23 protein-coding genes are annotated in these 25,692 nt (G+C 59.5%); 3 read left to right on the top strand and 20 right to left on the bottom strand.

The window, feature by feature from the left end; genetic code table 11:
* Positions 1–26: 26 nt before the first annotated feature.
* The 7 genes from B3Q33_RS00430 to serA all read right to left on the bottom strand — a co-directional run bounded on the left by B3Q33_RS00430 (position 27) and on the right by serA (position 6,156).
* The gene (locus B3Q33_RS00430; protein ID WP_272963105.1) at positions 27–470 is read right to left on the bottom strand and encodes an REP-associated tyrosine transposase; all 444 of its coding nucleotides are present in this window, start codon (positions 468–470) and stop codon (positions 27–29) included.
* A gap of 111 nt (positions 471–581) precedes the next feature.
* The gene (locus B3Q33_RS00425) at positions 582–1,004 is read right to left on the bottom strand and encodes a DCC1-like thiol-disulfide oxidoreductase family protein (protein ID WP_272974669.1); all 423 of its coding nucleotides are present in this window, start codon (positions 1,002–1,004) and stop codon (positions 582–584) included.
* 49 nt (positions 1,005–1,053) lie between these two features.
* Positions 1,054–2,349, bottom strand: a complete 1,296-nt coding sequence (locus B3Q33_RS00420) for a CsgG/HfaB family protein (RefSeq protein ID WP_272974668.1) — start codon at positions 2,347–2,349, stop codon at positions 1,054–1,056.
* A gap of 61 nt (positions 2,350–2,410) precedes the next feature.
* Positions 2,411–3,004: a penicillin-binding protein activator LpoB gene (gene lpoB, locus B3Q33_RS00415; protein ID WP_272963102.1), complete on the bottom strand. Its 594-nt coding sequence runs from the start codon at positions 3,002–3,004 to the stop codon at positions 2,411–2,413.
* Between the two features lie 41 nt (positions 3,005–3,045).
* Entirely contained in the window at positions 3,046–3,444 is a 399-nt protein-coding gene (locus B3Q33_RS00410; protein ID WP_035245734.1) for a YcfL family protein, read from the bottom strand.
* On the bottom strand, positions 3,441–4,781 hold the full coding sequence (locus B3Q33_RS00405; protein ID WP_272974667.1) for a COG3014 family protein: 1,341 nt from the start codon (positions 4,779–4,781) through the stop codon (positions 3,441–3,443). The genes B3Q33_RS00410 and B3Q33_RS00405 overlap by 4 nt, the downstream gene beginning before the upstream one ends.
* Positions 4,782–4,926: 145 nt before the next feature.
* Positions 4,927–6,156 (bottom strand): phosphoglycerate dehydrogenase, encoded by a 1,230-nt coding sequence (serA, locus tag B3Q33_RS00400; protein WP_035245729.1) that lies wholly within the window; start codon positions 6,154–6,156, stop codon positions 4,927–4,929.
* A 142-nt stretch (positions 6,157–6,298) separates the two neighbouring features.
* Between serA and B3Q33_RS00395 the strand changes: the two genes are divergently transcribed.
* Together B3Q33_RS00395 and B3Q33_RS00390 are read left to right on the top strand one after the other, a co-directional pair.
* Positions 6,299–7,693, top strand: coding sequence for an FAD-binding oxidoreductase (locus B3Q33_RS00395; RefSeq protein ID WP_272974666.1), 1,395 nt, complete (start codon positions 6,299–6,301; stop codon positions 7,691–7,693).
* Positions 7,686–8,384, top strand: a complete 699-nt coding sequence (locus tag B3Q33_RS00390; protein ID WP_272974665.1) for a fumarylacetoacetate hydrolase family protein — start codon at positions 7,686–7,688, stop codon at positions 8,382–8,384. Before B3Q33_RS00395 ends, B3Q33_RS00390 begins: the two co-directional genes overlap by 8 nt.
* A 239-nt stretch (positions 8,385–8,623) precedes the next feature.
* On the opposite strand, the gene B3Q33_RS00385 is transcribed toward B3Q33_RS00390, so the two are convergent.
* The 4 genes from B3Q33_RS00385 to B3Q33_RS00370 all read right to left on the bottom strand — a co-directional run bounded on the left by B3Q33_RS00385 (position 8,624) and on the right by B3Q33_RS00370 (position 13,940).
* A complete protein-coding gene (locus tag B3Q33_RS00385; RefSeq protein ID WP_272974664.1) occupies positions 8,624–9,721 on the bottom strand; it encodes a histone deacetylase family protein in 1,098 nt (365 codons plus the stop codon).
* A gap of 142 nt (positions 9,722–9,863) precedes the next feature.
* The gene (locus B3Q33_RS00380) at positions 9,864–10,328 is read right to left on the bottom strand and encodes a bacteriohemerythrin (protein ID WP_272963098.1); all 465 of its coding nucleotides are present in this window, start codon (positions 10,326–10,328) and stop codon (positions 9,864–9,866) included.
* A gap of 150 nt (positions 10,329–10,478) precedes the next feature.
* Positions 10,479–11,849: a PepSY-associated TM helix domain-containing protein gene (locus tag B3Q33_RS00375; RefSeq protein ID WP_272974663.1), complete on the bottom strand. Its 1,371-nt coding sequence runs from the start codon at positions 11,847–11,849 to the stop codon at positions 10,479–10,481.
* 15 nt (positions 11,850–11,864) lie between these two features.
* Complete coding sequence (locus B3Q33_RS00370) at positions 11,865–13,940, bottom strand: TonB-dependent receptor family protein (RefSeq protein ID WP_273009975.1); 2,076 nt, start codon at positions 13,938–13,940, stop codon at positions 11,865–11,867.
* A gap of 251 nt (positions 13,941–14,191) precedes the next feature.
* On the opposite strand from B3Q33_RS00370, the gene B3Q33_RS00365 reads away from it, so the two are divergent.
* Positions 14,192–16,381: an OsmC domain/YcaO domain-containing protein gene (locus tag B3Q33_RS00365; protein ID WP_272974662.1), complete on the top strand. Its 2,190-nt coding sequence runs from the start codon at positions 14,192–14,194 to the stop codon at positions 16,379–16,381.
* Between the two features lie 101 nt (positions 16,382–16,482).
* On the opposite strand, the gene B3Q33_RS00360 is transcribed toward B3Q33_RS00365, so the two are convergent.
* The 9 genes from B3Q33_RS00360 to B3Q33_RS00320 all read right to left on the bottom strand — a co-directional run bounded on the left by B3Q33_RS00360 (position 16,483) and on the right by B3Q33_RS00320 (position 25,655).
* On the bottom strand, positions 16,483–17,436 hold the full coding sequence (locus B3Q33_RS00360) for an NAD(P)-dependent alcohol dehydrogenase (protein ID WP_272963280.1): 954 nt from the start codon (positions 17,434–17,436) through the stop codon (positions 16,483–16,485).
* A 159-nt stretch (positions 17,437–17,595) separates the two neighbouring features.
* Positions 17,596–18,966 carry a hypothetical protein gene (locus B3Q33_RS00355; RefSeq protein ID WP_272974661.1) on the bottom strand — a complete coding sequence of 457 codons (1,371 nt, stop codon included), beginning with the start codon at positions 18,964–18,966 and terminating at the stop codon, positions 17,596–17,598.
* The gene (locus B3Q33_RS00350) at positions 18,902–19,519 is read right to left on the bottom strand and encodes an START domain-containing protein (RefSeq protein WP_272974660.1); all 618 of its coding nucleotides are present in this window, start codon (positions 19,517–19,519) and stop codon (positions 18,902–18,904) included. The genes B3Q33_RS00355 and B3Q33_RS00350 overlap by 65 nt, the downstream gene beginning before the upstream one ends.
* Complete coding sequence (locus B3Q33_RS00345; RefSeq protein ID WP_272974659.1) at positions 19,503–20,120, bottom strand: lysophospholipid acyltransferase family protein; 618 nt, start codon at positions 20,118–20,120, stop codon at positions 19,503–19,505. Before B3Q33_RS00345 ends, B3Q33_RS00350 begins: the two co-directional genes overlap by 17 nt.
* A 219-nt stretch (positions 20,121–20,339) precedes the next feature.
* Entirely contained in the window at positions 20,340–20,756 is a 417-nt protein-coding gene (gene arfB / locus B3Q33_RS00340; protein WP_272963284.1) for an alternative ribosome rescue aminoacyl-tRNA hydrolase ArfB, read from the bottom strand.
* Between the two features lie 169 nt (positions 20,757–20,925).
* Positions 20,926–22,119 carry a DUF445 domain-containing protein gene (locus B3Q33_RS00335; protein ID WP_289622860.1) on the bottom strand — a complete coding sequence of 398 codons (1,194 nt, stop codon included), beginning with the start codon at positions 22,117–22,119 and terminating at the stop codon, positions 20,926–20,928.
* A 66-nt stretch (positions 22,120–22,185) separates the two neighbouring features.
* Entirely contained in the window at positions 22,186–22,845 is a 660-nt protein-coding gene (locus B3Q33_RS00330; protein ID WP_272974658.1) for a hypothetical protein, read from the bottom strand.
* A 158-nt stretch (positions 22,846–23,003) separates the two neighbouring features.
* On the bottom strand, positions 23,004–24,875 hold the full coding sequence (locus B3Q33_RS00325; RefSeq protein ID WP_272974657.1) for an MFS transporter: 1,872 nt from the start codon (positions 24,873–24,875) through the stop codon (positions 23,004–23,006).
* A gap of 183 nt (positions 24,876–25,058) precedes the next feature.
* Complete coding sequence (locus B3Q33_RS00320; RefSeq protein WP_272974656.1) at positions 25,059–25,655, bottom strand: TetR/AcrR family transcriptional regulator; 597 nt, start codon at positions 25,653–25,655, stop codon at positions 25,059–25,061.
* Positions 25,656–25,692 lie beyond the last annotated feature (37 nt).

Raw genomic sequence — 25,692 nt, 5'->3', positions numbered from 1 at the left:
ACCTCAAGAGGTGCTCCTACAGGGGGTTATAGCCAGGCGGCGTTCCAGTACGGGTAGTCTCTTAGTGAACGTACCAACCCGCCACGCAAAGGATTCGCGACTATATATCGCGCCACATCCAGAATGCTCTCCTCTTTGCGTATCGCATGGTCGTGGTATCCCTTCTGCCAGACTGCAGCGCCACAAAGCCGACCGCTTCTCCCCTTCATTCTTAACATCACTTTTGACAAGGAAGCACCGTCTTCAAGTTGAAAGAGCCAGTGCAGATGATCCGGCATGAGCATATAGCAAAGGGTTGAAGTAGCACCTGACTGGTCACTCCAGAAAAGCGTTCTGCACACCTGACTTGCGAGGTGATTGTCGGAGAAGAAAGGGTAGCGGCCATTCGTCACAGAGGTGACGTGATAAACCCTCCCTGCTTCGGAATACCGCCCCGCCCGAAGACGACTTCCCTGATATCGTCTGACCATACAGACAGGGTTGCTATCAACACCACGACAGAAAAGACGACATCTCTGAATTATTCGTAGGCATTTCTATCAAAAGGCTCGACCCATGGAAGGGCAAATCTAGAAGAAAAATCAGAACCGATCACGACCAGGCTGATTGAGGTTGTTAATGCGCGTTTTACCCAATAGCTTCAGCAGCAGGTTGCGAAAGAAACGCAGCAGCGGGTAGAGCACTGTCGACACGCGCCGGGAACAGAACATCCAGTAGTTGAAGCGGTTAAACACGCCGGAGCGACTGCCGATCAGGGCCAGGGCATGGATGGCATCGGCGCCGTAGTAGAGCTGGTCGCCCATCTTCAGCACCATGCCCTGGTCAATATCCATGCCGGCGCCGGTAATCTCGCGCATCACCTCACTGTCTTCCCGGGCATCCACGATGCGCAGCTCACCCACGCTGTCGCGAATCCGCACCACCTGGCAGTAGGCATGGCAGGCCGGGCATTCCTTGTCGTAGACCAGCAAGATCTCGGGACGTGAGATGTCGGGGCGTGACACGTGATCTCCAGCTGAGCCAATAAAAAGCCCCCGGGAAGGGGGCTTGTGGTTACCACTGAATCGGCGCTTCCGAGGAGCCCGGGCTGGCTTTCTGCCCGGCGGGGCGGGCGGCGGGATCGCTGGACTGGCGCGAAGTACGCACCCGGTCACCCGCCTGTAGCGCGCTACTGGCCGGGCCTTCCAGACGGGCCACACCATAATCCGGGCGCACGTCGGTGACCGTCAGGGTAGCCAGGACGTTACCCTCCAGCTTGATGGTCAGGCCGGTGTCCGGGTCTTTCATTTCCCCGGCAGGGCGGTAGACCTGCATGCTGGCATCCTGCTCCAGCCGGCCCTGACCTTGGCTGAGGAAGACCGTGTCGCCCTGCACCTTGATGATCTGCACCGGGTAGAGCACGTCGGTGGCAGCACCGGCCATGGCACGGGCAATGGCCGGGTAGAGTTCATCCGCCAGCCGTTCCGGATGATTGCGGTCGTCGATATTGAGCTGACGGGCCACTTCGCGGATGGAGGCTTCGGACTTGTTCCAGTCGAACAGATCCGCCCACAGGATTTCGCTGGTGGTGGTGTCGATCAGCCGATAGCGAACGCGGATGCGCGGTTCATAGCCGGAGAATTTGGCCCCGTAGAATTCCCGCTGGCTGTCGCCGATGCTGAAGTCCTCGATGGTACCTACCAGCAGCAGATCGGCACCCTTGCGCTGCCCCAGACGGACCAGCTCTTCCGGCGCCACACTCCCTTCCTGCACCACCGCCTGCTCCTGGTCGATGGCATCCAGGTTGGCCCGGTCCAGCACCCGGAAGCGCCCGGACTGGGTAAAGGCGGTAACCAGATCATCGCGCAACTGACGCTGCACCTGGCTGGCCGGCACCTGCAGATCGCCCAGATCATAGCGGGGCTTGCGGCTGTCGAAGGTGGTGATGGCAATGCCTGGCAGGTGCGAGCGATCCGCGCCCAGCGCCTTGGGGCGCAGCACATCCGCCTGCACATTCGCCTGCCACAGGCCGTCTTCCACCTGCTTCACCGACTGCACCTGGTAACTCTTGATGTTGCCCAGGGTGGGCAGCTGCGGTTCCGGCACCGAGGTCTCGGTACCGATCCAGGTGCTGACATCACCCTGCTGGCGAATCACCCATTCCAGCATATTGGTGCGGAAGTTCGGGTCCACCGCCACGCTGACCCCGCCAGCCTGTCGCACCGCTGCCACCAGGGCATTGGTCATGGCCTGTTCCGGGTTGTCGCCGTAACCCCGGGCCGACACGGAAATGGTTTCCGTGGCCGCCTGGGCCAGTGACGAACACAGCAACAGGATGAAAAATAACGGAGCGAACAGGTGCTTGGTCATAACGGCCTCCATGTCTGGTTAGCCTGCACGCAAGCGGGAGCACCGGTTGCGTGCAGCGTCCTTACAACCCGAACAGGCTCTTGCTGCGAGTCTTGCGGATTTCTTTTTCGTTGGTCCACTCGATAATGCCGGTCTGGATATTGAGCAGCTTCAAGGTGAACTTGTAGTACACGTCCTTGGTGCTGCCATCGCGCTTGACGATGGAAGAGAAGTTACCGTACATCATCAGCTCGGCGCCGATCTGGCGGCCCATGGCGGCGGCAGTGGACGGATCCACCAGGCCGGAATCGCTCTGGTAGTCCAGCTGCTGACGCACGCGATCGACCACGGACATGTCCACAAAACGGAATTTGCCGGAGTTGATCAGCTTGGACTGAATGGTGTCGGTAATGGACTCGGTGTCCACATGCTCGGTGGTCTTGTTCTTGATGCGATCCACGAATACCACCGGACGGCGGTTCTGGGTCATCTGCACGATGGGCGGGAACACCATCATGTCATCCACCATCTTGGCGGCGATCATCTGCAGGTCGGTGGAACCGAAATCCGTGTTCACGGTTTCGCGGGCCTGGGCATCACCGTAATCCACCTTGGAGGCACAGCCTGACAGGGCCAGGGCGCTGCCCAGCAGCAGCATGGAAAGTACGCGTAGCATTATGATTTTCTCCTTGTTCCCTTTAGAAAGGTACGCGACGTTTATTCGCGTACCCAGATTTCAAAGCGTACCGCGGACGGGTTGGGGGCAACGGCCTGGACGCTGTTCTGGCTACGACCGGCCATCACCACCTGCCGCCAGGGCTGGCCTTCCGGGGCCTGCTCGAAACCATCCTTATCGAACCATTTGAACTTGTATTGGAAATCCAGTTCAAATTTCCAGTCATTTTCCAGGGTGGCCTGTATATAGAGCAGGTCCCCCACGGTCTTTTGCTTCAGGTCCTGCACGGAAATACGGCTGGCCAGCAGACTGTTGCTGGAATAGACCTTGGTGATGGTCTGGCCGTCTTCATCCACTTCCATGCGGCCCATATTGGTGGCCGAGCAGGCCGCCAGCATCGCGGCCAGCAGCAGCGCCAGCATCGGGCGTAACAGTGTCATAAGGGTCCCTCCTGAACGGGTAACACGCGGGTAATCAGCTGGCCGGGAACGGCCGCCACATGAATCACGGTGAGGCCACGGTTTACCACCGGTACCGTCAACGTAGCATTGCCCCCGGGGGTGCTCAATACAAGGGTATGTTCCCCCTGAGGCAGTGAAAATCGTGTTGCCTGGGCATAGGCCGGCAGGGTCAGCCAGCTACGCCGGTCCGCCTGCTCACTGACCAGGTTATACAGCTGGGTGGCAAAGGCCCCCAGCGGGCCGAAATCATCATTGGCCTTTTTCTGCAAGTTGTACTTGGCCGTAGCACGCAGGGTCTGGCGAACCAGCATGCCGGGCAGACGCTCTTTGAGATCCTTGGCGGCCAGGGCCCCCACATCGGCCAGCACTACGGTTTCGCCCAGTGGCTGGCTGGCGCTGTCCAGCACGCGCAGGCTGTTGGGCCGCGGCTTGCTGGTCAGGGAATAGGTCGGGAAGGCCACCGAGAAGATACCGTGGACGGTGGGAATGGGCAGGCTGAATTCTTCCCGCGCCTGCACGAAGCCCTGCTCGTAGAGCACTGCCACCATGCCGTCCTCGGCAGGACGGCCCTTCATGGCATTGGACACCCGCTGTACGTCTTCCTTGAGCATGTCCAGCTCAGGGTGGATCTCCAGGGCCTTCTTGTAGTCCACCAGGGCATCGTTGTATTCACCGTGGGCTTCCCAGAACAGGGCGGACAGATAGAAGGTCCAGGCGTTCTGGAAGCTGGCTTTCACTTCCCCGGCCACCGCATTAATGCCCTGGAAATAGCCATCGAACTGGCTCAGGTCCACGTTGTTTTCTTCTGCGGCTTCCTCGGCCTTGGCAATTTCCTTGTCGCGCTTGTCGGCGGCTACCCGCTGCTCCAAGGCCGCGCCACGCAATTCCACGGCGGTGCCGGTAGGATCGTTGGCATCCCAGTAATTCAGGGCCTGATAGGCATGGGTAAAGATGCGCTCGTAGTCCGGCGCCACATAGCCGCGGGCATTGTCGTTGGTAATCAATGAGGAGGCGGAAGCCGTCAGCGATGACACCTGAATGCGAGCACTGGCGTCTTCGTCGTCATATTTCTGAATGGCGCCGGCAAAGGCTTCGCGGCTCTGCTCACGCTGGCCGGTAAGCTGACTGACTCGACCCAGTTCCTGCAGATACAGCACGCCATCGCCGCCACTGGCCGCTTTTTCCAGCTTCTGGGTGGCCGCCGGGGTCACCGGGGCGGTGGCCAGCGAGGCCTTCCATTGCTGGGCCTGATTGGGGTAGGGCACAAACAGGGAGTTTGTGGCACAGCCGGACAATGCCAGCAGCCCTGCAACCAACAGGCATCCTTTCCTGAGTCGTCTCATAGGTTAAATACGAAAAAAGCCGGAGCAAGCAAGGTAGCCCGCCACCGGCTTTTTGTCGAGTGTTTCACAGTTCCGCAGGAGCGCCCGAACGAACGCTCCTGCAGAAACACCGGGTCGTCTAGAACAACACCCGGGTGCGGATGGTGCCATCAATGGTGCGCAGCTTCTCCAGCGCCAGCTGGCTGTAGCCCTTGTCCACGTCGATGACCACGTAACCGATCTCTTCGTTGGTCTGCAGGTACTGACCGCAGATGTTGATGCCGTTCTCGGAGAACACGGTGTTGATCTGGGTGAGCACGCCGGGCACGTTCTTGTGAATGTGCAGCAGACGGTGCATGTCCGGGTGAGCCGGCAGGGCCACTTCCGGGAAGTTCACCGCGCCCAGGGTGGCGCCGTTATCGGAGTAGCGAATCAGCTTCTCGGACACTTCGGTGCCGATGTTCACCTGGGCTTCCTGGGTGGAGCCACCGATGTGCGGGGTCAGGATCACGTTGTCGAATTCACGCAGCGGGCTGATGAACTCGTCGTCGTTGCCCTTTGGCTCTTCCGGGAACACGTCGATGGCAGCGCCCAGCAGGTGGCCGTCGCGCAGGGCACCGGCCAGGGCATCGATGTCCACCACTTTGCCGCGGGCATAGTTGATCAGGTAACCCTTGGGCTTGATGGCGCGAATCTGTTCTTCCTTGATCATCCAGCGGGTGGCGGCGGTGTCCGGCACATGCAGGCTGACCACGTCGGACTGCCCCAGCAGCTCGGTGAGGCTGCTCACCTGCTCGGCATTACCCAGCGGCAACTTGGGAATCACGTCGTAGAACTTCACTTTCATGCCCATGGATTCGGCCAGCACCGACACCTGAGCGCCAATGTTGCCGTAACCCACGATCCCCAGGGTCTTGCCACGGATCTCGTAGCTGTCCTTGGCAGACTTCAGCCAGCCACCGCGGTGGGCAGAGGCGTTCTTCTCGGGAATGCCACGCATCAGGTTGATGGTGTGGGCAATCACCAGCTCAGCCACCGAGCGGGTGTTGGAATAGGGGGCATTGAATACCGGGATACCACGCTTCAGGGCGGCATTCAGATCCACCTGATTGGTACCGATACAGAAACAACCCACACCGATCAATTTCTCCGCAGCCTGGAACACCTCTTCGGTGAGCTGGGTGCGGGAGCGAATGCCGACGAAATGGGCATCCTTGATCTTGTCTGCCAGATCGTTGCCGGTCAGCGCGGTGGGCAGCAGCTCCACATTGCTATAGCCGTGCGCTTTCAGGTTCTCCACGGCGTTTTCGTGGATGCCCTCGAGCAGGAGAACGCGGATCTTGTCCTTCTCAAGAGAAGTATCGGCCATGATTCAGTCTCGGTAGCCTGTGAAATGGGCGCGTATGTTAACATAGCCCGCTCAAATTGAGAGCAGCCGAGCCGTCGGATTGCTCAAGTTGCCGTGAGAACGCCTCAACATCGTGCGTTTTACCCCTGCAGGAGACCCGTTGATGACCGCCCATGCCCATGCTGCGCTGGAGCAACTGACTGATTTGCTTGGCAATCGCCTCCTTACCGACCCGCAAAGCGCGGAGCGCTACGGGGTCGACTGGACCAAGGTATGGGCGCCGGCCCCCTGCGCGGTAGCGCTGCCGGAGACCATCGACGAGGTACAGCAGATCGTGGAAATCGCCAACGACCACGGCCTGCACCTGGTGCCCTCCGGGGGTCGCACCGGCCTGTCCGCCGGGGCGGTAGCCGCCAACGGCGAGCTGGTGGTGGCCTTCGATCGCATGAACAAGGTGCTCGATTTCAACGAATTCGACCGCGCCGTCACCGTGCAGCCCGGCGTCATCACCCAGCAATTGCAGGAATTCGCCGAAGAGAAGGGCCTGTTCTACCCGGTGGACTTCGCCTCTGCCGGCTCCAGCCAGATCGGCGGCAACATCGGCACCAATGCCGGTGGCATCAAGGTGATTCGCTATGGCATGACCCGCGACTGGATCACCGGCCTGAAAGTGGTCACCGGCAAGGGCGAACTGCTGGACCTGAACAAGGGCCTGATCAAGAACGCCACCGGCTACGACTTCCGTCATCTGTTCATCGGCGCCGAAGGCACCCTGGGCTTTGTGGTAGAAGCCACGGTAAAACTGGCCCGCGAACCGAAAGACCTGACCGCGCTAGTGCTGGGTGCACCGGGTTTCCGCGAAGTGATGAAGATCCTGCACGCCTTCCAGCAGGACATCGACCTGACCGCCTTCGAGTTCTTCTCCGACAAGGCCATGGCCCACGTGCTGGAACACGGCGTTGCCAAACCTTTCGACACCGAGTGCCCGTTCTACTGCCTGCTGGAATTCGAACAGCTGTCAGAGGCCACCGGCGATCAGGCCATGGCCATCTTCGAAAAGTGCGTGGAAGAAGGCTGGGTGCTGGACGGCGTCATGAGCCAGTCCCTGCAGCAGCTCGACCAGCTGTGGCAGCTGCGTGAGCGCATCTCCGAATCCATCGCTCCGCACACCCCTTACAAGAACGACATCTCGGTCACTGTCTCCAAGGTGCCGGACTTCGTGGAAGACATCGACACCGTGGTGCAGGACGCCTACCCGGATTTCGAGATCGTCTGGTTCGGCCACATCGGCGACGGCAACATGCACCTGAACATCCTCAAGCCCGCAGACCTGGCCAAGGAAGACTTCTTCGCCCAGTGCAACAACGTCTCCAAGTGGGTGTTCGAAATTGTCGAGAAATACAACGGCTCCATCTCTGCAGAGCACGGCGTGGGCATGACCAAGAAACCCTATCTGGAATATTCCCGCAGCCCGGAAGAAATCGCCTGCATGAAAGCGGTAAAACACGTCTTCGATCCCAACAACGTCATGAACCCGGGGAAACTGTTCGATGTTTGATGAAGTGAACACCCCGGTGGATCAGGACGGCTATAAACACCGCTGGATCGACGGCGCGCCCATCGACATCCCGGTGGGCAAGGTGGTGTGCGTGGGCCGCAACTACGCCGACCATGCCAGAGAACTGGGCAATGACGTCCCGGACGCCCCCATCCTGTTCATGAAGCCGGCCACCTCGTTGGTAAGCCTGCACGAACCCCTCGAGTTGCCCAAAGGGCAGGGCGAGGTGCACCACGAAGTGGAAATGGTAGTGCTGATCGGCAAACGGATTCACAAGGAAACCGACCTGGACAACGTCCGCTTCAGCATCGCCGGCTACGCCGTCGGCCTGGACCTGACCCTGCGTGACGTACAGAACACCCTGAAAGAAAAAGGCCACCCCTGGGAACGGGCCAAAGCCTTCGACGGCGCCGCCCCGGTATCCGGTTTCATCGATGCCCGCGGCATTTCCGTGAAGCAGAAACTCAACGTCACCCTGGAAATCAACGACGAGGTGCGCCAGCACGGTCACACCGGCCAGATGCTGTTCCCCACCTTCGAGTTACTCAGCGAAATCAGCCAGACCTTCACCCTGGAACCCGGCGACGTAGTCTTCACCGGCACCCCCGCCGGCGTCGGCCCGCTCAACAGCGGCGACAAGTTTACCGCGCGACTGGGGAATATCATTCAGGTGTTCGGCTCCGTCGCCTGACGACCCGAACACCGCTTCCACTCCACCGATGAGACGATGGAAACAGAGCACATCACCATGATGCTTTCATGGCGAAAACTGTTTTAGTGGTTGGCCATGCCGGGCAGTTAACTGCCCAGCGTGACATGATCAAAACAGGAAAATGGGTAAGGCCTTTGATCATGTACAAGCGCAGAAATTTTTGACTCCATTTAGCGGTTACAGATAGCAAAAAATACTACCCGCACAGCCCGCAATACCTACTCCTCCTCAAACGCATCCCGATGAAACTCCGCCGCTTCCATCACCTCACGTAATCCGCATTCCATCAGTTCCGGCACATCGCCGCCGGCCATTACGGTCAGCATGGTATGTACGCCGCGGGCGAGCGAGGTCAGGTTGTAGCCACCCTCAAGCACCAGTACCAGGCGGCCGTCACAATGTTTGTCGGCAATGCCCTGGACGATGCCGGTGAGGGCGGCGAAGCCGTCGTAGCTCAGATTGAACGCCATGTCGTTGTGGTGGGGATCGGTGCCGGCAGAGACCAGCACCAGGTCGGGCTCAAAACGGTCTGCAGCGGGAATCAAAATGTCGCGGAAGGCTTTTTCCATGGCGATATCACCAGAAGCCTCCGGCAAGGGAACGTTAACCGTATACCCCTCACCCAGGCCGGCGCCCACCTCATTCAAATTACCGGAGCCCGGATAAAATGGCGCGGCGCAGTGGGTGTCGAAGAACAGTACATCCGGGTCGGCCCAAAAGATGTCCTGGGTGCCGTTGCCGTGGTGTACATCCCAGTCAACAATCAGGATGCGCTCGCAACCCAGTTTTGCCTGGGCATGGGCGGCGGCCACGGCCACGTTATTGAACAGGCAGAATCCCCGCGCTCGCACCGGTTCGGCATGATGGCCGGGAGGACGAACCAGAGCGAATGCGCTTTTCGTTTCGCCCTTTACCACGCTCTCCACGGCGGCAATGGCATTCCCCGCCGCGGAGCTGGCTGCGGAAATACTTTCCGGCGAAACAGCGGTGGTGTCGCTGTCCAGCCAGGCGCGTTTGCCTGCCAGGGAAAAGATATGATCCAGGTAGGTGGTGGTGTGGACACGTCCCAGTTGTTCGTAGGTGGCGGGTGAGCCTGACTGGAACTGTACGCCCTCGATGGGTTCCTGCTTGAGCAAGTCCATGATGGCGGTGAGCCGGCCGGGGTGTTCCGGGTAGTCCCATTTGAAGTTCAGCCCACCGAGAATACTTCTTACCCGCTTTTCCACCCGGCTGGGAAGAAAGGGCAAATCCACCTGGGGGTTATGGCCGAGCATTACCTCGTCATAAAACACGGTTACGCTACGCGACTCTACCACTCGTGACTCCCTCACTTTGTGTGTGTCCTCGCTTGATTCTCCGCGTAACTCCCTACGTAACGCAACCGCAGACCAGCCGCTGCACGACCTGCTCCATCCATCGCGCCATGATCGGCGCTTGGCAATAACGCTGTACCCGCGATTACGTCACCCGAAAATGCTTGCGCAGATTCTCGTTGACCCACCCGCCAAGCCGTTCCCGACCAATACCGTCGATAAAATCCCGTACCTGCTCCGTATAGTCACGATCTTCTTCGAGAATATGATGCAACAGCCACTTCTCCAGCACCTGCAATAGCGGCTCTGCCACGGCTTCACCTTCTTCATGGCGGCGCATCAGAGACTCGATATGAAAGGTGAACTTGCGGTGCAGAGAGTGGTGATCATCCAGCTCGTCATAACCGGCCCGCTCCATAAGCGCTTCCTCAAAGCTGAAGTGGGATTCGGTGTAGTCCACCAGATCATAGAGCACCCGGGCCACGCCCAGTTGGGCGCCAGGTTGGCCGACCAGACGGTCCAGGTCGTTGATGTAGTCCACGATGCGTTTGTGCTGCTGGTCGATGACCAGGATACCCAGCTCATAGGCCGGGCCCCATACGATGCGCATGATCCCTCTCCGTTTGCCGTGCTGCAGGTTCTTGACGCTAGCAGGGGGCGAAACGGCGAATGTAGATATGGATCAAGGTTTGTGCGCGAAAGACAGGGGGGAACTGCCTGGCGGCCGTTGCGTCCTCCCGGCGTCGACGGGCCACCCCTGTTACGGTGCCGCTGGGGCGGCTTTGCGTAACGCCCGCAACGCATCCACCAGAATAATGGCCAGCAAGGCCGCGGCGGAGAGCGGGAAGGCCAGAGCCACCACCAGCATGATCACAGCCACGGTGCGTGCCGGGGCCGGTTCGGCGCGGGGCGGGGCACGGCGGGACTGGCGCTTCCACCAGAGCAGGGCCCCGGTGACGGTGAGCGCCAGTATCAGGGTCACCAGCAGCAGATTGAGCAGCCAGTTCCACAGACCCAGGTCCCCCTGGTGCAGCGGAATGGAGGCGGCCATGGCTTTGCCCATGGCCGGATAGTCGGCGAAGCGGATTTCCTGCAGAACCTGGCCGGTGGCGGGATCCAGGTGCAGGATGCGCTCGTCCATCGGGTTTGTCAGGTCGCCGGCGATGGTGGTGGCCGAGACCGTCCAGACACCATTGTCCTGTTGCGGGAAATGCACACGGAAATTGCCGAACCCCTGTGCACGGGCCTGACTCACCACATCATCCAGTCGCAGGGACCCATCACCCGTACTGCCCTGCGGCATGGGGGTCTGCTCCACCGCCCAGGGCACGCGATGCAGGCCGGCTTCGTTCATGGCGTGATGGCTGTCGACGGCCTCCGGGACCACCTGTGTGGCATCAAAGCGGGTGCCCGGCAGGGAACCCCAGGGTTGCACCAGTTTGCCACCCCAGATGTTGGTCCAGGCCAGGCCGGAGATCAGGAAGAACAACAACGGCAGGGCAATCAGCCAGCCAATGCCCAGGTGCCAGCCGCGCCAGTCCGCCCGGCTGCTGACGGTCCGGGAAGGAATCAGGGCGCGCAGGCCGCCCTTCGGCCAGGCCAGATAGAGGCCGGTGACGATCATCAGTACTGCCAGACCGGCAGCGATTTCGATCAGGGCATCTCCCAGGTCACCGAGGAACAGGGAGCCATGGAATGTCTTGATACGCGCATAGAGGCTGGCAGCGGGATCCCGGTCACCCAGTATCTGTCCGGTATAGGGATTCAGATAGACTACGGTGGCCGGCGCATGATGGCCACCGTGGCCGGCATGGGAATGGGGCTGCAGAGAAAACCGTGCGGACTCATCGGCAGCCTGGGGCGGCAGGTAGAGTTTTACTGCGGCATGCGGATATTGTTGCTCCACGGTTTCCAGCAACACGGAGGCGAGCAGGGGATTGGTCCCTGCTTCAACCGTCTGCAGTGACGCGTTCAGGGCCGTATCCAGCGGCTTGCTTAGCAACATCAGCAGGCCGGTGAACGCCAACATAAACAGGAAGGGAAGCACCAGCATGCCGACCAGGAAATGCCAGCGCCACACCGCCCGGTAGAAACGGGTGGGCCCGGATCCGGCTGGATTGACAGCGTTCATGGGCAGACCCTCTCGTCAGAAATCAAAGCGGATGCCCGCGAACACGGAACGGGGTTCGCCTGCCTGAAGAAGGGCATCGTTGATGTTCGCGTCATTCCGTACGGTCAGGTTGGCCACGTAGGCTTCATCGGTCAGGTTGCGGCCTTCCAGATAGACTTCCCAGGCATCACGGGTGACACCGGTACGCAGGCCAACCAGTTCGTAGCCGTCCACCTCATAGCTGTTTTCAAAGTCGGCAAAACGGTCATCGACGATGTCGAAGGTGGGGCCGGCAAAGAAACCGTTGGCATGGCGGTACATGACTTCACCCTTGATGAAGAACACCGGGGCCACCGGCAGCTGGTTGTCGCCGTAGACCGGGTCGTTATCGAAGGTGAAGTCGTTATAGGTCATGCTCAACAGCGGTTCGATGCGGTGGCGGCCATCGCCCAGGGCAAAGCTGGCACCCACCCGGGCTTCCACGCCGGCGTGGATGGTGTCTTCCACGTTGGTGACCAGGCTGGTGCCCTGTGCAGCCGGATTATCTACAGAGAGAATTTCATCCTCGATCTGGGCGTAGTAGACCGCCACTTCCCAATTCCACTCGTTATCCTGGCCAAACGGTGCCACACCCCGGGTTCCCACTTCCCCGACCACACCCTGCATGGCATCCAGGGTGTCATTGTTCGCCTGGACCTCGTCTTCCAGCTCGTACAGGGTGGGCGCCTCATAGAGCTTGCTCACATTGGCGAACAGCTCGCTGCGATCGGCCACCTGGTAGATCACCCCAAGGCGCGGATTGAAGGATTCGTAGGTGTCGTTGGGATTGCGTTGTGCACCGGAGGATACGTTTACATTATCTACCTCCCGGCTCCCGGTGACCGCCTGGGCCCCGTAGACCAGTGTCCAGCGCTCGGCAAAGTGCCAGCGATCCATGGCGAAGATTTCCAGGTTGTCCGCCTTGTTATCCACTTTGGTGGTCAGGGCATCGCGGATGCCGCCGCTGTGGGTGTAGTTGCCGCCTTTCACCCAGGTTTGCCCGTAGTTGAGCCCGAGCAGCAGATCATGGTTGCCCATCTGTTTGTCGAAACGCACGGTGGTACCGAAGGTGGTCTGGTCGTTGTCGATCAACAAGCTGAAGAACGGATTCTCGACAATCGGGTGATAGAGCGACTGGTCTTCAAAGGAAACGCCCACCACCAGATTGCTGGTGTCACTGAGTTGCCAGCGGGTGCGGTTGGCCACACGCCAGGTTTCCACATTCTTGAGGAAGTTGCCGCGCTCGTTGTTTTCCCCGGCCTGGTAGGGGTCCTCATCGAACTGGGCCCGGGTGAGAGAGCCGGCAAGCTCCTGATCGTTATCTGTGTAGGAAAAGTAGAAGCGGTTTTCCACCGTATCGCTGATCTGCCAGCCGGTGTTGGCATAAACGCTGCCGCGCTGCTGCTCCTGGTGCTCCCGGTAACCGTCATAGCTGCGCTGCTCCACGGTCACCAGCGCATCCTTGTCACCGGCCACGACACCACCGGTAATCCGGCTTTGCACGGTGCCGTGGGAGCCACCACTAAGGGAAATCTGGTTGTTGGTGTTACGGGCCGTGGGGCTGATAAAGTCGATGGCCCCACCCAGGGTGCTGGCGCCGTAGGTAAGCGCATTGGCACCCCGGGCAATGGCCGCATAGCGGGCGGCCATCGGATCAATAAAGCTGTTGTGGTTGTTGCCATCGGCAGCGGTCACCGGCAGGCCATCAATCATCAGTTTGACGCCGTTGCCATCGAAGTTGGTGGCATCCAGGTTGGAGCCCCGGCTGGACAGAAAGGTGGCATCGCCGGTGGCACCGGTGGCGGTCCATATGCCCGGCACATAGCGCAGCATGTCTCCGATACTGACCACGTTGCGCTCATTGAGCGTCTGCGTGTCCACCAGAGTCACCGCGCCGGGGGTCAGGGCCTGCTCGCGCTGGAGTTCGATTGGGGTTTCCGCGGCGGCATTTTCCGCGGAGCCCTCTACGGTCACCGGCGCCAGCACATTGGCCTCGTCGTCTGCCGCGATGGCATCCACGGAGATCAACAGACACAGGCAGGCAAGCAACGGTTGGCGCGATGAAGACAGCATGAACGATTCCCCAGGGTATTCGGCAAGGACGGCAGGGCACTGGGCCCGATAACGGCGGCAGAGTGTATGGGGATTCGCGGGGCGGGGACATGTGGCATTTTGTCGCACACTTGCCGCCTTGTTATGCAAAAATAATGGCCATGGCATGGGCCCCGTCAGAAGGCCCGGATTCAACAACCAAGACGACAGCGTTTAAAACCGGGATAATGGCGACCCTTCGCCCGCCATTTCGCAACCCCGGTAGCCCCGCCATGGAAATCAACGTCAACTTCCTCGATAACCTTCGCCTGGAAGCCAAGTTCGACGACTTCACCGTCATCACCGACCAGCCCATCCGCTACAAGGGCGATGGCTCGGCACCCAGTCCGTTTGACTATTTCCTGGCGTCGTCGGCCATGTGCGCGGCCTATTTCGTGAAGGTGTACTGCAAGGCGCGGGATATCCCCACGGACAATATCCGCCTGTCGCAGAACAATATCGTCGACCCGGAAAACCGTTATAACCAGATTTTCCGGATTCAGGTGGAGCTGCCGGAGGATATTTCCGACAAGGACCGGCAGGGAATCCTGCGCTCCATTGATCGCTGCACGGTGAAGAAAGTGATCCAGACCGGGCCGGAATTCCAGATCGAACAGGTGGAAAACCTTGACGAGGATGCCCAGGCGCTGCTGATGGTGACGCCGGACGAGGAACATCGCACCTTTATCGAGGGCAAGGACCTGCCGCTGGAGCAGACCATCGCCAACATGAGCGCCATCCTCGAAGAACTAGGCATGAAGATCGAGATCGCGTCCTGGCGCAATATCGTCCCCCATGTCTGGTCCCTGCATATCCGCGATGCGGCCTCGCCCATGTGCTTTACCAACGGCAAGGGCGCCACCAAGGAAGCGGCGCTTTGTTCGGCGCTGGGCGAGTTCATCGAACGGCTCAACTGCAACTTCTTCTACAACGACCAGTTCTTCGGCGAAGAGATCGCCAACAGCGACTTCGTGCATTATCCCGACGAGAAGTGGTTCAAACCCGGGCCCAACGATGCGCTGCCATCGGAAATCCTGGATGACTACTGCCTGGGCATCTACAACCCGGAGGGGGAGCTGGGTGGCTCCAACCTGATTGATACCAACTCCGGTCGGGTGGACCGGGGCATCTGCTCGCTGCCCTTTACACGCCACTCCGATGGCGAGACCGTGTACTTTCCCTCCAACCTGATTGAAAACCTGTTCCTCAGTAACGGCATGAGTGCGGGCAATACCCTGGCCGAAGCGCAGGTGCAGTGCCTCTCGGAAATCTTCGAGCGGGCGGTGAAGAAGCACATCATCGAGGAAGAAATCACCCTGCCGGATGTCCCCGACGCCGTGCTCGCCAAATACCCGGCGATTGTGGAAGGCATCCAGGCGCTGGAAGAGCAGGGCTTCCCGGTGCTGGTGAAGGATGCCTCCCTGGGCGGCCAGTTCCCGGTGATGTGCGTGACCCTGATGAACCCGCGCACTGGTGGGGTATTTGCCTCCTTCGGCGCCCACCCGAGTTTTGAAGTGGCACTGGAACGCAGCCTTACCGAGCTGCTGCAGGGCCGCAGTTTCGAAGGCCTCAACGATGTGCCGCCACCCACCTTCAATAGCCAGGAAGTCACCGAACCCAACAATTTCGTGGAGCACTTTATTGATTCCACCGGGGTGGTGAGCTGGCGCTTCTTCAGCGCCACGGCAGATGAAAATTTCTGCGAGTGGGATTTTTCCGGCAGCAATGAGGAAGAAGCCGCGCGGCTGTTCGCTATTCTTGATGATCTGGAAAAAGAGGCTTACGTAGCGGTCTACGACCAGCTGGGTGCATCGGCCTGCCGGATTCTGGTGCCGGACTTTTCCGAGGTCTACCCGGTGGAAGACCTGATCTGGGACAACACCAACATGGCGCTGGATTACCGGGAAGACATTCTCAACCTGCACCGCCTTAGCGACGACCAGCTCAGCCAGCTGACAGAGCGCCTGGAAGAAAGCCAGATCGACAACTACACCGACATCATTACCCTGATCGGTATCGAGTTCGACGAGAACACCGTGTGGGGCCAGCTTACCGTGCTGGAACTGAAGCTGCTGATCAACCTGGCGCTACAGCGTCATGAAGAAGCGCTGGAACTGGTGGATATGTTCCTGCAGTTCAACGACAACACGGTGGTACGCGGGCTGTTCTACCAGGCCATGCGTGCGGTGCTGGAAATCACCCTGGATGACGAGCTGGAGTTGGAGGATTATCTGGTTAACTTCCAGCGCATGTTTGGTAATGACACTATGGAGGCGGTGGTTGGCTCGGTGAATGGTACGGTCCGTTTCCATGGCCTGACGCCTACCAACATGCAGCTGGAAGGCCTGGAAAAACATCAGCGTCTTATTGAAAGCTACAAGAAACTGCATGCGGCGAGGGCGGCCAAGGCGGGGGTGGCGTAACCAGCCCCCAATACCGATTGCTGTAGGAGCTATGCTTGCATGGCGAACAGGCTTGCGGAAGGGTTCGCCATGCAAGCATAGCTCCTACGGATGATTCACTCTCAGGCCATCACCTCAATCACCACCTTCCCCCGACACCGGCCCGTGCGGCTGCGATCATAAGCTTGCTGGCTTTCCGCCAGAGGAAAAACGCTGTCGATGATGGGGCGCAGTTTGCCGCTTTCCACCAGGCCCGACAGTGTATCCAGATCCCGCGTCCAGGACTCCACCACCACGGTGCCGCAGTGCTTTCCGAACACACGGTAGAACGGTGTGATCAGCATGGAGCGGGCGTCACCACCGGTAGAGATGAACCAGCCATCTTCAGCTATAAGGGCATCACAGGTGCGCGGGGATTCGTAGGAGGTCACGTCGAAAACCAGGTCGAAAGCGCCGGCGGTGTGGCGGTAGTCGCCCAGGGTGTAGTCGATGATCTCGTCGGCACCCAGTTCGCGAGCGAAGTCAGCGTTGCGGCCACTGCAGACCCCGGTAACGTGTAAGCCCATGGCCTTGGCGATCTGCACGGCGAAGGTGCCGACACCGCCGGAGGCGCCGATGATCAATACTCTCTTGCCGGCTTCTGCCTTGCCCTTGTGCAGCCCCTGCAAAGCCGTCTGCGCCGCCAGCGGCATGGAAGCTGCCTGCTGGAACGTCAGCGACGACGGTTTTTTGGCGATGCGCTTCTGGTCGATGCGCGTCAGTTCCGCCAGGGACGCGGTGCGCGGGCGCATGTCCATCCCGTAAACCGCATCGCCGATCTCGAAATCCCGCACCTTGCTGCCCTTGTCGATAATCACGCCAGCCAGATCATCACCGAAGAAGGGCGGCAGCTTGTTAACTAGCAGGGGCGACAACGCCACCGCTGCATGGTAGTTCAACTTCCAGTCCTTGGGATTCACGGAGGCCGCATGCACTTGCACCAGCACATCGTTCGCGCCAAGCCTTTCAGGCACTGACCTGTCGGTGAGGCTAAGGGTGGGAGACAGGCTCCAACCGGTGGTGACAATGGCTTTCATGATGTAGCTCCAAGAAAAAGTCCGGCACCAAGCTTAGCAAAGGGTCGCGCCAAGCGAATGGTCCGATAACGCCAAGCAAGGGGTGAGATTCAGTCAATGCTTCAGCGATTGTCAGGAACGGGCACCCCTGGCATGACGCGGCTCACGCTTTAGTCGCCGTCATTCAAACAAGGTGTCTGTCAGTGTGGCGTCATCAAAGTGGCGCCGGCCCTTGAAGGCGATAGCATGTTCGCCAGGTTGACGCATGGCCCCGGCGGACGGCACGCCCATCGGCCAGAGGAAGAGCCGCTCCCCCCGTTTTGAAATCGGCACCAAACCGTTGGCATTGAAAAGGCTGTCGACACTGCCATCCGGGGCCGGCAGGGCACGAAGGTCATCTGCATCGGCCAGTTGATAGGCAGTGGTCGGTAGTGAGTCATCGACGGCGGTAACCCGCACCAGATAATGGGTATCCGGCTCCAATAACAGGGCCAGTCGCTGGTCACGGGCATCAGCCACGTTTCCGGGATAGAACACCGGCTTGTCGCCGTCCATCTCGGCAGCGGTCAATGTCGGGTCTACCGGGTAGATTTTATGGTAACAACCGCAAGGGTGGATGCTGTCATAGAACAGCACCTCACCATTGGCCTTGAGGGTCACCCGCCAGATCAAGCCATCGAGGGTGCCCGCGTAACTATCCAGCCACCCGCTTTTCGGGCGTTGGCTGAACCAGAACTGGTAGTTAAGCTGCAGCAGATTTTGTCCGCGAAAGTGGGTCCAGCTGGGCCAGCTGTAACTGACGGGTTGCTGGGTGTTGATCACAGGCCTATGCGTGTCATCCAGCTGCACACGGCCCGGCGTATTCCAACTCTGTGTGTCAGCCACGGCAAGCACCGGGCCGTAGTGCTGCAAGAGTGCCTGCCACTGCTCTGCATCCGGCAGGGGAACTTGCAGAGGATTCGAGGCCAGCGTTTGCGGCGCCACTGGGGCCGGTGCTCCTGTTGGCGGCGCATACTGCCGTCGGGGTTGCGGCGCAGGGGAAGTGAAACGAGCGGTCATATCCTGGTGATAGTTGTCGATGGAACCCGTCGCCAACCAGGCCGTTAGGGGGTACATCCCGATAACCCGAAGCCAGGTGGCGTAGCTGTCCGGGATCTCGGCCTGAGGCAAGGTGGAAAAATCGGTGCGGGCAGCCAGTACGGGCAAACAAGTAGCCAACAATTTTTGCGCTGCTTGAGGGGAGACCCCGTTGCTGTTGGCAGGTAGGCGCTGGGCCAGCACTGTCTGATCCCGCCAGGCCTCTGCGGTGGCCAGACGAATCCACTGTTGTTGCTGGGACTCGCTAACGGCCTGCTGTTGCAGAAAGGCCAACCAGCGATTCACGCCCAGATGCGGGTAACCCGGCAACGCCTGCGCCTGGGCATCATGGATATCAGCGCGCTTCAACGCCTGCTGCAGCGCAAAAAAACCTTTCTCACAAGGGGTATCAGCCAGCGCCGTTACGGGCAGGCTCAGCAGCAGTACAGTCAGTGCGTTGCGGATTGCGTACATAGTTCTCCAGCGCGGCCAGCGCCGCTTCCATGTGCCCCGGGGCGAATCGGTCCGCCAGCCACTGGGGGATGCCGCCGCCGGGATTGACCCGTTGCCGATACACCACACGGGTGCTGCCGTTTCCAGGCTCAGTCTGCAAGGTCCAGCTGCCTTCGGTAAACGGTACTCGCACATGGCCCGGCTGCCTGGGCCAGGCCTCTGGCTCGCCCTGCATGGTCAACACAACCGGTTCGCCGGGGTGCCGTTCAAACAGTGTAACCGCATCGCGTCCACTGAGGGGCCAGGGAGCCTGGCGCGCCATGTACACCAGGGTCTGGGTAGCGGAGGGACGTTTGAGAATGGTGAGGGTTTCCACCCCCGGCATCCATTGGCGAACGTGGCAGGGCTGCTCCAACACTGGCAATAACGCATCCAGGCTGACCGGCAACACCGCCCGCAGTTCGAATTGATCCGGTCCCGGCATGGCCGTGCGTGTGACCGGGTCTGCCGCCTGCGCCGACAATCCGGCCACTGACAGCAGGCTGATCAGCAGGAGGTTATGCGGCCAGCGCATCGGCAAAGACCTGGCGTAGTTGATCCGGGGTGAGAGTGGCCGGCTGTGCCGGTAGCAGGGTGATTCGCACTGTTCCCGAACGCATGAGCAGACCCCTGGCCGGCAGAATATCGCTGCTGTTGTGCAGCACCACTGGTATCAAGGGCACTCCGGCCTGCTGAGCGAGCCACAATGCGCCGGGCTTGAAGGGCTGTAAGGTGCCATCTCGGCTACGGCGACCTTCCGGCGATAGCGCCACCGCATATCCCTGTGCCAACGCGGGCAGTAACGGTGCCAACACCTGGGGCCCGATGCCCTGTTCCCGTTTCACGAAGACCGTGCCCAACATGCGCATGAGCGGACCCAGCAAGGGGTGATAACGCAATTCATGTTTGGCGATAGCCACCATATTTCGTTGCAACAGGGACGCCACGATAATCGGGTCGGTACCACTCTGGTGATTGATCACGAACACCGCCGGGCGTTGATTCAGCAACGCGGTGTCGCCGCTGACTTGCAGGCGGATGCCCGCCAGGCCGAGCCCCAGACGAGTCACTACGGCAATGCCCAGATTCGCTGCCCGCCGGCGGCCGAAAGGTGCACTCAACAAGAACAACAGCATGCCAACTATTGGCGGGAGAACGAATGCCAACGTACTGCGAATCACCCTAACCATGTGTGTGATCATTCAGTGGTTGCTCACACTCTGTATATGCAAGATAAAAGCAGAAGAGCCTGTCCTTTTTGTTATCTCCAACAATGCGCCTTTCGCCGTTATTTGTCTGTCATTGGAACCTGAATCGGCACCTTGTACGCCATTACAGGGCCATTGAAATACTATCTACCCTGGGTCGACCTTGCCGCGCAGGGATTTGGTCTTGCCGCGCTTGGTTTTGCTGTCCATGCGCCGGCGTTTACTGCCCAGGGTAGGGCGGGTGGCTTTGCGGGGCCTCTGCTCCACGGTCACGCTTTTGATCAACTGGGCCAGCCGCGCCAGGGCGTTTTCCTTGTTCATTTCCTGGGTACGAAACTGCTGGGCCTTGATCACCACCACGCCGTCGGCTGTGATGCGCTGATCGCTAAGTGCCAGCAGGCGTTCCTTATAGCGATCTGGCAAGGAGGAGGCGCGAATATCGAAGCGCAGGTGAATCGCGGAGGCGACCTTGTTCACATTCTGGCCACCGCTGCCCTGGGCGCGGATTGCCTGAAGGTCGATCTCATGTTCCGCCAGGGACAGGTTGGGAGTGATTTGCAGCATGGAGGTACTGTAGCGGCTGCGGGGAAACCGGGGCAAGGGACAATGTAACAGCACCTTCAGAGGTACGAACCTGACCCTGATGATAAGGAGAGACTTAAATCAGGAAGGGTCGAGCCACGAAAACCCCGCATAAGCTGGCTCTCGCAACTCGTAGCTCATGACCCGGCACTCACCCCACCGGCACCGCAAAGTGAATCATCGCATGCACCTGCAGCTCACCAACAAGGAAGCCGAGTAACGCCCCCACGGTAATCAGAATCCATTCATCCTGCTGGAAGGCCGGCCTGAGTAACCCCTCGAATTCCTCTTCGGTAAGCTCCTGCATTTTTTCTACCATGAGGTTTTTCAGGTCCATGGCCTCTTCCGCATAGGCTTCCATGTGGGTAAGCGTTTCCGGCAGGTGCTGCATCACCTTCTCGGACACTGAGCGCTTCATTTCCTGATACCGGGTGCTGCCCACGGCGAACACCACCAGCGGCTTGGCCAGACCGGCTTGTTCATCCATGGTGCGCTGCACCTGTTTCTGGACCAGGCCGAACAGACGGTCGGACATGGGGCCAGTCAGGATGGCGCCGATCACCGCCGCCGGAGTAACGATCTCCGTGGCCACCAATTCCCCATAACGGGCCGCCACCTGTTTGCGGCGGCGCAGAAACAGGCCCTGCCATTCGAACAGCCCCAGATAACGCACCGGCTGTTTCGGGTTGAAGATCATCTTCAGCGCCAGCCAGTCGGTAAACCAGCCGGTGAACAGACCAAACAACGGAATCACCCAGATGTTATGGGTAAAGGCCCAGACGATGGCCTGAACAATACCGATGGCAAAACCGAAATAGATGCCGGAGTTACGAATGAACTTGAATTCCACATGACCGGCTTCCAGAAACACCCGGTTAAGCAGTTCCTTGTCGCGCACCAGCGCGCTGGTGACCAGATCCTTGAGATCGAACACCCGGGTAATGTTGCTTTTGATGTCCGTCATGATCTGCTCGACCATGTGCGGCGCTTCATTCTGGATACGCTGGATAAGCAGGTTCTTCACGGATTCCGGGGCTGACTCCCATAGCCCTGGCTGGTATTCGGCAGCGACCTCGCGGGTAATGTCTTCCACCGCGCGAATCAGCGGATCGCGAATCTCGGCCGCCACCCGCTGGGGGTCCAGCTTATCGAACACATCTTCAGGTTTGAGTAAGCGCTCCATCATCAGATCGCAGGCCACGCTCGCCATGGTGGCGGCCTTGCGCGGTACGATACCCTGCCAGCCCAGAAACGGTCGCCAGCCCACAAACTTCAGTGGTTTGAACATCATCTTGATGGCCACCACCTTGGTGTAATAACCAATGGCAGCGGCCACAAACGGCATGGCCAGATAGAGCAGCCAGTTGGCCTGAAGGTCCGCCAGAATCAGATTGGGATCGGTAATCACAGGCTACTCCTCACTCACTGCGGCTTCGCTCAACAACGCCCACACCTTGCTGCCCACCGGGCTGATGTGGAGAGTTTCACGGCGCACTTTCAATTTCGGGGAGTGCGCCTTCAGCGCCGCTTCCGCGTTGCGATAATCGCTGTCGCCTTCCAGCAGTTCGTAATCGGTGCGCCGCTCCTCGCTGAACCCGGATGCCACCACCAGGCCGCGGGCAAAAAGACGACTAAGATAAAAGGCGATGAAATCCGTGCATTGGATACCGGCAGCCCGACCGATGTTGGAATGTCGGTGCAACACTTCCCCGCGTGACAGACGACCGCCGGTGAACAGCGTCAGCATGGGAAAACCACTGCCATCGGACAAGGCGGCCAGCAAGCGGGCTTCATCGGCCGTGGTGCCGGCCAGAACCTGGCTGATCAGCATGGCGCGAGCCTGCTCCTGGCTCTGCTCCATGGACACTTCCAGCAACTGCTGAAAACTGTCCGCCGCACCGCCCAGACTACCGGGCGGCTCCAACCCTTCCAGGCGATGTTTTAGCCCCTGCAGGACATCCTGTTCCACTTGATGCAGGCGTTCATCGGCACGCTGCACGGGCGGCAACTGATACAACAAATGTTGTATTCGCGCCCGCAGGGCGGCGGGCGAGAGAGGGGAATCAGACACGGTTGTTTCCTGTTCTTATTGTGGTTTCGGGCCTTTGTGGCTTACCGATGTTTTCCCGGTATCGCCGGAGATAAACAAAGACCGCTTTATTATTGAGTGTGCTCGGTTTTCATTTTAGTGCAAGTTACTGTCCGTATGTTTTACGCAACGCCATGAATTCAGGGCCGCTCGCGTAATGTCATGACCCGTTCGCGCAGATCATCCGCGCGTACCTGTTCCGGTGCCACCGCGTCCCCCACTGCCAGTTTAATGCGAGACCAGAAGCGGCTCGGCAACCGGGTCAGGGCCTTGCCGCCCTTGTGGCTGAAGAAACTGCCCCACAGTCCGGACAGGGCCATGGGGATCACCGGCACCGGATAATCGGCGACAATCTTTTCAATGCCGGCGCGAAATTCAGCCACCTCACCGTCCTCGGTGAGCTTGCCTTCCGGGAAGATGCACACCACTTCGCCGGCCTCCAGCTCCTCGCGAATGCGCACAAAGGCCCGTTCATAGATCACCGGGTTGCGGGTTTTGGAATCAATGGGAATGGTCTTGCCGGTACGGAAAATATAATTGAGCAGCGGCATGTCATAGATCGGTTTGAACATGACAAAGCGCACCGGCCGGCGGATCGCGCCAGCCAATAACAGGGCATCCACATAGCTCACGTGGTTGCACACCAGCATGCAGGGCCCTTCGTCGGGAATATGCTCCATGCCATGGTGTTTTACCCGGTACATGGTATGGGTCAGCATCCACACCAGCAGCCGGATAAGAAATTCCGGCACCACCGTATAGATGTAGCTGGCTACCAGGACATTGGCCAGCGCCAACGCCAGGAAGAACTGGGGTACGGTCAGTTCCAGCACGCCCACCAGCACGATGCCGGCCACTGCCGACCCTACCATCAACAAGGCATTGAGAATGTTGTTGGCGGCGATGATTCGCGACAGGTGTTTGGGGTTGCTGCGGTGCTGGATAAAGGCGAATAGCGGCACAATATAAAAACCACCAAACACACCGATGCCGAGCAAATCCATCAGTACCCGGTAGCCACCAGCCTGTTGCAGAAAGCCGGCGATATCTACCTGACCATTACCTTGCAGACCGGCATAGGAAAAGAACAGATCCACTCCGAATACGCTCAGGCCGATGGAGCCCAGCGGCACCAGCCCCAGCTCCACCCGCTTGCCGGAGAGTTTTTCACAGAGGAAGGAGCCCAACCCGATGCCGATGGAGAAGGTGCCAAGCAGCACCGCGTAGAGACCATCTGTGCCCAACAGGTAGTCATCCACGTAGACCTTGAGCTGGGTGGTATAGGCAGCGCCGAGGAACCAGAACCAGGAGATGCCCAGCACGCACATCCAGACCGATTTCACCTCCCGGGCATAGCCGACGATATGCCAGGTTTCCTTCCACAGATTCCAGTTGATTTTCAGACCATCGTCCGCCGCCGGTGCCGAAGGAATGCCACGTGCGGCCAGGTAGCCAAGCAGGGCCAGCGCCACCACCGTGATCGCCACCACACCATCGCCGACACCGTCCATCTTCAACAGCACCCCGGAAATGGAACCCAGCAGAATGGCCAGGAAGGTGCCCATTTCTACCAGCGCATTACCGGATACCAGCTCCTTGTCATCCAGCTGCTGGGGAATGATGGAGTATTTGATGGGCCCGAAGAAGGTGGACTGCAGACCCATGCAAAACAGTACGCCAAGCAGGAAATACACCGCATCGAAAAAGAAACCCACGGCGGCGGCAGACATGATGCAGACTTCCACGAACTTGATCTTGCGGACCAGCGACGCCTTGTCGTACTTGTCCGCCACCTGACCCGCCAGGGCCGAGAACAGGAAGAAGGGCAGAATAAACAGGGCCAGGGCCACGTTGTTGAGGGTGTTGACGCTAACCGCCGTGACCGCCCCGGAGGCAATCAACAGTATCAGTGCCTGACGGAACACATTGTCGTTGAAAGCCCCGAGAAACTGGGTAAAGAAGAAAGGCCCGAAGCGGCGTGACGCCAGCAGAGAGAACAACCCTTTTTTCATTTTCTCGCCTTTTTATTCCTGTCCCGTGAGGCATGAGCAAGCGACAAGCTTCAAGCTGCAACACGAACCACGATTCTTGTTTGTTAAAAACGCCTTGCCCGCGCCCCCGATTTTCAGCGCGGATCCATGGCAACCAGACTCTCAAAGCCTGGGCCCGTGTTGGAACATAAAGCTTGTAGCTTGTTACTTTCCCGGCCAGCTATTCAGGTAATGCTCCAGCAACGAATCCAGCATGGCCTGCTCATCCACATCCCCGGCCACATCCAGTTTGTTTTCCGCCGCCAGTACGGCAATGCCGTGGACGCTGCTCCACAGGGTCCGCGCAGCCAGGTGAATCATCGGGCTGGATTGACCATCGGCCAGTCGGGCCACTTGTTGTTCCACCTGGGCAAACAACCGGGCGGTGCGCTGCAGATACCAGTCCGGTACCGGCGCCGCCTTTTGCATGCGATGCATAAAGACCATCTGCCACAGGGCGGTCTGATCCCGGGCCAGGTCCAGGTAAGCGCTGGCCATGTGATGCAGGGCCTGCTGCGGGGAGGCGGTTTTCCCGGTCTCCATCTGCGCCAGCAAGGCATCCAATGTGGCCGCGTTGGCATGCAGGATCAGGTCATCCAGGTTGGCGAAAACGTGATAGAGCATGCCCGGGGTATAACGGATACGTTCCGCCACCTTGCGCACGCTGAGTTTCGCCAGCCCCTGTTCCGCCACCAGTTCGCGCACCGCATGAACGGCCAGCGCCTGCAGTTCCTCGCGGCTGTGTTGGTTACGACGTGCCACCGGTCTTCCTTATCGCTGATGCCATTTCCACATAGTC

The organism is Alcanivorax sp. UBA3183, from assembly GCF_002364155.1.
Taxonomy (GTDB): Bacteria; Pseudomonadota; Gammaproteobacteria; order Pseudomonadales; family Alcanivoracaceae; genus Alcanivorax; species Alcanivorax jadensis.
The sequence above is the reverse complement of the archived record's forward strand: the minus strand, read 5'-3'. Positions and strand labels throughout refer to the sequence as shown.

Excerpts from the sequence above, each read along its gene's own strand:
- B3Q33_RS00430 (WP_272963105.1), bottom strand. The coding sequence starts at position 470 with ATGGTCAGACGATATCAGGGAAGTCGTCTTCGGGCGGGGCGGTATTCC.
- B3Q33_RS00420 (WP_272974668.1), bottom strand. The coding sequence starts at position 2,349 with ATGACCAAGCACCTGTTCGCTCCGTTATTTTTCATCCTGTTGCTGTGT.
- lpoB (WP_272963102.1), bottom strand. The coding sequence starts at position 3,004 with ATGCTACGCGTACTTTCCATGCTGCTGCTGGGCAGCGCCCTGGCCCTG.
- B3Q33_RS00410 (WP_035245734.1), bottom strand. The coding sequence starts at position 3,444 with ATGACACTGTTACGCCCGATGCTGGCGCTGCTGCTGGCCGCGATGCTG.
- serA (WP_035245729.1), bottom strand. The coding sequence starts at position 6,156 with ATGGCCGATACTTCTCTTGAGAAGGACAAGATCCGCGTTCTCCTGCTC.
- B3Q33_RS00395 (WP_272974666.1), top strand. The coding sequence starts at position 6,299 with ATGACCGCCCATGCCCATGCTGCGCTGGAGCAACTGACTGATTTGCTT.
- B3Q33_RS00390 (WP_272974665.1), top strand. The coding sequence starts at position 7,686 with ATGTTTGATGAAGTGAACACCCCGGTGGATCAGGACGGCTATAAACAC.
- B3Q33_RS00380 (WP_272963098.1), bottom strand. The coding sequence starts at position 10,328 with ATGCGCATCGTATGGGGCCCGGCCTATGAGCTGGGTATCCTGGTCATC.
- B3Q33_RS00375 (WP_272974663.1), bottom strand. The coding sequence starts at position 11,849 with ATGAACGCTGTCAATCCAGCCGGATCCGGGCCCACCCGTTTCTACCGG.
- B3Q33_RS00370 (WP_273009975.1), bottom strand. The coding sequence starts at position 13,940 with ATGCTGTCTTCATCGCGCCAACCGTTGCTTGCCTGCCTGTGTCTGTTG.
- B3Q33_RS00365 (WP_272974662.1), top strand. The coding sequence starts at position 14,192 with ATGGAAATCAACGTCAACTTCCTCGATAACCTTCGCCTGGAAGCCAAG.
- B3Q33_RS00360 (WP_272963280.1), bottom strand. The coding sequence starts at position 17,436 with ATGAAAGCCATTGTCACCACCGGTTGGAGCCTGTCTCCCACCCTTAGC.
- B3Q33_RS00355 (WP_272974661.1), bottom strand. The coding sequence starts at position 18,966 with ATGTACGCAATCCGCAACGCACTGACTGTACTGCTGCTGAGCCTGCCC.
- B3Q33_RS00350 (WP_272974660.1), bottom strand. The coding sequence starts at position 19,519 with ATGCGCTGGCCGCATAACCTCCTGCTGATCAGCCTGCTGTCAGTGGCC.
- B3Q33_RS00345 (WP_272974659.1), bottom strand. The coding sequence starts at position 20,120 with ATGCTGTTGTTCTTGTTGAGTGCACCTTTCGGCCGCCGGCGGGCAGCG.
- arfB (WP_272963284.1), bottom strand. The coding sequence starts at position 20,756 with ATGCTGCAAATCACTCCCAACCTGTCCCTGGCGGAACATGAGATCGAC.
- B3Q33_RS00335 (WP_289622860.1), bottom strand. The coding sequence starts at position 22,119 with ATGCCGTTTGTGGCCGCTGCCATTGGTTATTACACCAAGGTGGTGGCC.
- B3Q33_RS00325 (WP_272974657.1), bottom strand. The coding sequence starts at position 24,875 with ATGAAAAAAGGGTTGTTCTCTCTGCTGGCGTCACGCCGCTTCGGGCCT.